This is a genomic window from Phormidium sp. CCY1219 (genome assembly GCF_055795085.1).
Genome location: NZ_JAYFEQ010000661.1, coordinates 20,758 through 27,142, shown reverse-complemented (window position 1 = coordinate 27,142; position 6,385 = coordinate 20,758). Strand labels below are relative to the sequence as shown.

5 protein-coding genes are annotated in these 6,385 nt (G+C 50.5%); 1 reads left to right on the top strand and 4 read right to left on the bottom strand.

Features of this window, described 5'->3' with window-relative positions; all coding sequences use genetic code 11:
* Positions 1 to 142 precede the first annotated feature (142 nt).
* Entirely contained in the window at positions 143 to 1,525 is a 1,383-nt protein-coding gene (gene argH / locus AC0QH1_RS19310; protein WP_324632905.1) for an argininosuccinate lyase, read from the top strand.
* A 368-nt stretch (positions 1,526 to 1,893) separates the two neighbouring features.
* Here argH and AC0QH1_RS19305 read toward each other — a convergent pair whose 3' ends face one another.
* The 4 genes from AC0QH1_RS19305 to AC0QH1_RS19290 form a co-directional block, all read right to left on the bottom strand.
* Positions 1,894 to 2,469, bottom strand: coding sequence for a hypothetical protein (locus AC0QH1_RS19305; RefSeq protein ID WP_324632904.1), 576 nt, complete (start codon positions 2,467 to 2,469; stop codon positions 1,894 to 1,896).
* A gap of 112 nt (positions 2,470 to 2,581) precedes the next feature.
* Positions 2,582 to 3,625: a HEAT repeat domain-containing protein gene (locus AC0QH1_RS19300; RefSeq protein ID WP_324632903.1), complete on the bottom strand. Its 1,044-nt coding sequence runs from the start codon at positions 3,623 to 3,625 to the stop codon at positions 2,582 to 2,584.
* A gap of 412 nt (positions 3,626 to 4,037) precedes the next feature.
* The gene (gene crtD, locus AC0QH1_RS19295; protein WP_324632902.1) at positions 4,038 to 5,570 is read right to left on the bottom strand and encodes a C-3',4' desaturase CrtD; all 1,533 of its coding nucleotides are present in this window, start codon (positions 5,568 to 5,570) and stop codon (positions 4,038 to 4,040) included.
* A 204-nt stretch (positions 5,571 to 5,774) separates the two neighbouring features.
* Positions 5,775 to 6,095: an STAS domain-containing protein gene (locus tag AC0QH1_RS19290; protein ID WP_324632901.1), complete on the bottom strand. Its 321-nt coding sequence runs from the start codon at positions 6,093 to 6,095 to the stop codon at positions 5,775 to 5,777.
* Positions 6,096 to 6,385: the final 290 nt, after the last annotated feature.

The following is a 6,385-nucleotide window of genomic DNA, read 5'->3' as shown; positions in this document are numbered from 1 at the left end:
GGAGAACTCCTCCCTACGCATAAATGACGAGGGTTTCCGTTCTCCCCCTTACCAACCCTAATTTCTGATGAAAAAACCCGTTTTCTGTGGAAAACGGGTTTTTCCAGTTATTTTAAACGAAGTCATTCAGCGGTGAATTCAGATGAGCGAACAAAAAACTTGGAGTCAACGGTTTGAAGGGGCACTACATCCGGCGATCGCCCGCTTTAATGCCAGTATCGGTTTCGATATCGAACTGCTCGAATACGATTTGACTGGCTCGGTGGCACATGCTAAAATGCTGGCCAAAACGGGCATTATCTCATCCGCCGAATCGGATACCCTGGTTAAAGGACTCGAACAAATTCGCCAGGAATATCGCCAAGGGTTGTTTAAACCGGGCATCGAGTCGGAAGACGTTCACTTTGCGGTGGAACGCCGATTAACTGAACTGGTGGGGGATGTGGGGAAAAAACTGCATACGGGGCGATCGCGTAACGACCAAGTGGGCACGGATACGCGCCTTTACCTGCGCGATCGCATCACTCACATTCGCCAACAGCTTAAAGACTATCAGCAGGTGTTGCTACAACTCGCTGAGAACCATGTGGAAACTCCCATCCCCGGTTACACTCACCTGCAACGGGCGCAACCGATTAGCCTCGCTCATCACTTGTTGGCTTATTTCGAAATGGCTCAGCGCGATTGGGAGCGCTTGGGGGATGTTTACCAGCGCGTGGATATCTGCCCCTTGGGTGCCGGCGCTTTGGCAGGAACGACGTTTCCCATCGATCGCCAATACACCGCACAACAACTGGGCTTTTCTAAATTATACGCCAACAGTCTCGATGCAGTCAGCGATCGCGATTTTGCGATCGAGTTTCTCTGCGCCGCTAGCTTGATTCTGGTTCACTTGAGTCGCTTGGCGGAAGAAGTCATCCTCTGGGCCTCGCAAGAATTTAACTTCGTCCAACTCACCGACTCCTGCGCTACGGGGTCGAGTATTATGCCCCAGAAAAAAAACCCCGATGTCCCAGAATTGGTACGCGGAAAAGCCGGTCGCGTTTTCGGTCACTTGCAAGGAATGCTCACCCTAATGAAAGCATTACCCTTAGCTTACAATAAAGATTTGCAAGAAGATAAAGAAGCCCTTTTCGATAGCGTCAAAACCGTAAGCGCCTGTCTCGAAGCAATGACCATTTTAATGCGCGAAGGCATCGAATTTCGCCCCAACCGTCTTGCAGAAGCAGTGGCGGAAGACTTTTCTAATGCAACGGATGTGGCGGATTATTTAGCGACGAAAGGCGTGCCATTTCGAGAAGCTTATAATCTGGTGGGGAAAGTGGTTAAAACCTCTTTGGCGGCTGGCAAGTTGTTAAAGGATTTGACAATGGAGGAATGGCAATCCCTACATCCGGCGTTTGAGGAGGATATTTATCAGGCGATCGCACCTCAACAAGTGATTGCTGCCCGAAATAGTTACGGCGGAACCGGGTTCGATCGGGTGCGAAACGCTCTAGAATCTGCTCGGGAAAAAATGAAATAATCTACAACGCGCCCACCCGATTCGGGTGGGTCAATTCTCCGATTGTGATTTAAAGAAGCGGGCGATTGAAATCGCGGCTGGGCAAACCAAGTCCGCCTACGCGGACTAATTTTTTTACATATATTTCTTCGGTCTTAATATAATTTTGTTACGCCTATTCCTCCGGAATTAATCGGAAATTTCAGGAAATGATGGTAGTGCCGTGTTCCTAATTTTATCGATATTATTTCGGGTTAAAAACAATAATAGAATAGTAAGTAATTTCACCACATCTAGCGGTAGAGGCAGCATCAGCTAAAAAAAGGGAATAAGTGGGAAAATTGAACCCTAATACCTCGGTAGTTTTTGCTAGTAAATTTCCCTTTTCTCTAACCGTATTTGCGCGTTTCGGACAATATATCTTTTCTCCCCTTTACCTTACAAAACCGCGCGGCATATTGTTGTTGCTTTTTGGTGCCATTAATTAAATAATGCTCCAGTCGCTTTTGTCCTTCTGGGGTTTGGACTAAACTGAGGGATTGTTCTACCCGATCGCGGGCAGTCGCACTTTCGTCTTCTTCCAAGCGATCCATCAAGGTATCGATATGAGACACTTTCACCGGTAACTCGCGATCGATAACGCTATTAAATCGATTGCAATGAGAATTATATAACCGCAATGCATGTTGTACTCGGGTTTCGGTGCGTTTTTCTAACAACAAACAAGCGGCGTGGCGGACTTTACAGGACCGATCGCCCAAACATTCGATAACTAAATCCAACCCATCGACGCCATATTTTATCGCCTCGGAAAGCGCTGCCACTCGCTGGGCAACCACTGGACTGGCTAAGCGCCTTTTTACACCTTCTAATCCCCCTAATACGACTGCATCTATGGGGGCTGGCGTTTGACCGCCGAGAACGGCATCGTATTCTGTCGGTTGTTGTCGGTTTTGTTCCATCACACCGCTCGCAAACTGTCACTTTTTTGAGTATAGCGATTTTCCGTAATTTTGGAAGAGGGGCTAGCCCCCCATTCCCAAAATCGCGATCGCCGCAGGAATAACGCAAATCAATCTATAACAACCCTCGGGTTCGATCCGCTTTTGCCACCACCTGTCGCGGCTTGGCGTCGCAGGGATTGTTCGGCTGCACTTCGCAGGGATTGGGCCGCACTTCGCAGGGATTGGGCTGCATGTCGCAGGGATTGAGCTGCATGTCCCCCGGATCCGGGGTCACTTCCTCGCCACCCGGATTGTCTAACCGCCATTGTTCTAACCATTCTTCCAGGGTCGGATTGACTTGGCAAGGCTTCGGTGTCGCCGACTCTGGGGTGGGAAGAATGTCGCAAATCTGCGGCATGTCTGGATTCTGTTCCCCGGAGTTTTCTTGGGCCAGGGTCTCCGGGGAGGGAAGGGAGGCGCGATCGGGGGCGAAGTCCTCCCTAACCGTGGCTACGGTGGGGGAGGTGACGTTTCCCAAGGCAAAGGCGGCCCCTTGGCGCACTTGCGGATTTTCGTGGTTCAAGGCGTCGGTGAGGGCGGGAATGGCTGGGGAACCGATCGCCCGCAATGCAACTGCCGCATTCCAGGAGAGGCGATCGTCCGCATGGGCTAAGGTTTGCACTAAATTCGGTATTGCTTCTTTGGCAGGCGCACCAATCCCTGCTAAGGCAAAGGCTGCCCCCCGGCGGACGTTGAGTTCTGAATGTTTTAATGCAGCATTCAGTTGAGAAACCGCAGGGGCACCGATTTTTCGCAGGGCCACGGCGGCATCCAGGCGCAGGCGATCGTCTGCATCGGTTAAGCTGTTAATCAGGGCGGGAATGGCTTCTGTGGCGTCGGCCCCCATCGCCCCCAAGGCAAAGGTTGCCGCACTGCGGACTTCTTTATCTTCGTCTCTCAAGGCGTCTAAGAGTGCGGGGACGGCGGGTGAACCGATGCGCCGCAGGGTGTTGATTGCCTGTCTGCGATTCGCGCCTGTCTCGGTTTTGAGTTGCCCGAGGGAGGAAACAATCTCGATTTGTTGGGATGCCTGTGCCTCGATTTGGGCGATCGCAACCCCAAGGGCGCACAGGCACAACAAGGCGATTTTGGGTGCAAATATTAATTTCCGTTGCATCTGTTTATCCATTTTTAATGTTTTGGGTGGCTATCTTTTGCCTCTCGAACTTACTCCCCAACCCCGGCGGACTTTTTATTTCCCCTGGGTAAAATCTGCGGGAAGAACAATTCTGACTGAGAGAGAGCATCCGATGCACCGTTTTGCTAGCATTATCCGATCGCGACTTGCGTTAAGGGCGGGCGGTTCCACGCGGGCAACTTGATTCTATGGTACCCGATTTTAACAGAATCTATCGTCGGAGGATTGGGACTATTGCAGGGGTCAAACGCTTTTAGATTACCCGGCATAAAAGCGCGATCGCTTGTCTTCCCGGCCACCTCCTTCTCCCCTATTTTTCTCCAGAGAACTCGAAGAATGAGTAACGGGCTTTCTTGAGCGCGTTTGAAGTCAAATATGCTCGCATCTACAGTTATCTTTGCGCCTGGATTTGTCGGACGGCGGTGAGGGCAGAATAACTGACCCCTGCAGTGCCTTCCCCGGGATGGGTGGAGTCGCCGACTAACCATAAGTTTCGCACGGGGGTGCGGGTGGCAAATCCAAATGGACCGAAGGTGGAAATGCGCTGTCCGACACCGCCGACGATACCGCGATCGCGGGCGGTAAAGTGGGCGAAGGTACGCGGGGTGGCGGCTTCTCGATGCACGATGGTGTCTGGGGTGAGGTGGAAATACTCTCCGAGGCGGGCGATCGCATCGTCGGTATAGTGTTGTTTTAATTGGGAATAATCCTCACAATTTGCCCACCGTTGGGTATCGGTAAAAGAAGAGGCGGTAATGGTGGCCATTCCCTCGGGCGATCGGCCATCTCCCGGGCGACTAACGGAGACAAAAAGGGAATTATTTTCCGCAATTTCTCCGCGAATATCGTACAAAAATTGCAGGTGCGGGGGGCAATGTTCCGGCATCGCTTCCTGCTTGACACCTAAATACACCACAAATGCGCCGGATGCTGGGGGCAATTTCTCTACCCGCCGCCGATATAATTGTTGCCAAATCGATTCTTTTATGTCTCCCCATTCTATCATTTTTACTAAATTTTGCACCGGGACATTGGCAACGATAATATCGGCAGGTTCAGTCCAGATTTCCCCGGTTTTTTGGTTGTAAATCGTGGCGCTAGATGCACCTTTTTCTGTGATTTCGATTTGTTTGACCCGGTGGCGCATGAACAATTGACCGCCATGTTTTTCTAACCCTTCCACCAGGCGATCGCTCAACACTTGCATGCTGCCTTCTAAATGATACAATCCTTGGGGAAATTGAGACACGCCTAATGCGGTGGCAGCATAAAGCAATGCGGTTTCCTCGGCAGTGACTTGAGAATATAATTTCAGTTGCAAATCGAGAAAGGTTTTTAACCGATTGTCCTTTTCTACCCCACAGAAGCGCAAGGCATCCCCCACGGTCATTAGGGTAAAGGGAAAGGTAATTGTCGTATCGAGGCGCAAGGCTTTGATTAATTGCCCGATATCCCACAAATTGCGCGGGGGAAGAACCGGATCGCGACTTTGAAACCGCCAAGAGGCGCGGAATAATCTGGCCATTAACTGCCAAAATGGTTCGCTTCCGGGAAACTGGCGCTGTCGTTCGGCTTTCCATTTTTCTGGGTCTCGCCAAACGTTAATCGGCTCTTTTTCTCCGGGTAAAAATACGGCACAAGCTGGGTCGCATTCGGTTGCGGGGGGCACTTCGATGTCTAATTCTGAGAAAATTCGATGATGGATACCTCCCGGTTCCAATCCTGCCACCTGCGTCGCCCCCACATCGAAGGTAAATCCGCGCCGCTTAAACGTGGAGGCGCATCCCCCAGGCACGATCGCCCCGTCGAAGACTCTCACTTGATATCCGCGCTGGGCGAGGAGTGCCCCGGCGGTTAATCCGCCAATTCCCCCCCCAATCACGATAACCCGGGATTTGCTGTTGCCTCTAGCTGTGCTTGGCATGATGTCGTTTATTTACATTTCTTAATACTTTTTTCAGTTTATCGCAGTTTTGCCCGTCTCTGTCAACGGTTAAGATGCACTGGGAGCATGTATTGCAGGTTATTGACCTAGTACGCTCGTAGAATTGACCCGATCGCAGAAAAAAGTAGATGCATTCCCGATGGAATTGGGAGGGGAGGAGCGCAGGGGAGGAATCGAGGTGGATCAAACCACTATTTTCGTGCGAATTTCGAGGAAGTCGTTATTGGATTCTAGAATCTCGAATTGACCGTTAAGGTCGCTGATTTCCAAGATATAATGAACCGTTGCATTGAGATTGCATAAACTCAAGCGCTTTCCCGTCTTGCGAGCCAGTTTGTGGGCGGCAAATAAAGCGCTGACGCCGCAATGGTTCAAGGATTTAACTTGGGCTAAATCGATAAAGTAATGGGTGTAGTTTTCGGCGATAAGGGCTGCCATTTTTTGCAGCAACAGAGCGGCCAATTTAACGTCTAAATTGCCTTGGGGTTGCAGAATAATATTCATGCTGGTTCCTCTTCTCAAAATGGTTGGGTTGAGCGACAATGCAGTAATTCATGTAGAATGATGACCCCGATGGCACGATATATCTTTACGCTGATTTTCCTATATTAATCGAAAAATGTCATCAGTTATTATGCTGAAGTCTTAACAAAACTGGAAAAATTGTGGTAGGGCAATGGTGTTCCAGGGGGGTTCCGGTGTGAAGAGCAGGGGCGGGGCGCGCCCCTGGATGTTAGACCATCGATTCTTAACAGGGATTGGCTGCTAGTGTTTTGGAGGTTTTATGGGGGGAG

What these genes read in the sequence shown, in the direction of transcription:
- AC0QH1_RS19290 (WP_324632901.1), bottom strand. Translation starts at nt 6,095, where the DNA reads ATGAATATTATTCTGCAACCCCAAGGCAATTTAGACGTTAAATTGGCC.
- AC0QH1_RS19300 (WP_324632903.1), bottom strand. Translation starts at nt 3,625, where the DNA reads ATGCAACGGAAATTAATATTTGCACCCAAAATCGCCTTGTTGTGCCTG.
- argH (WP_324632905.1), top strand. Translation starts at nt 143, where the DNA reads ATGAGCGAACAAAAAACTTGGAGTCAACGGTTTGAAGGGGCACTACAT.
- crtD (WP_324632902.1), bottom strand. Translation starts at nt 5,570, where the DNA reads ATGCCAAGCACAGCTAGAGGCAACAGCAAATCCCGGGTTATCGTGATT.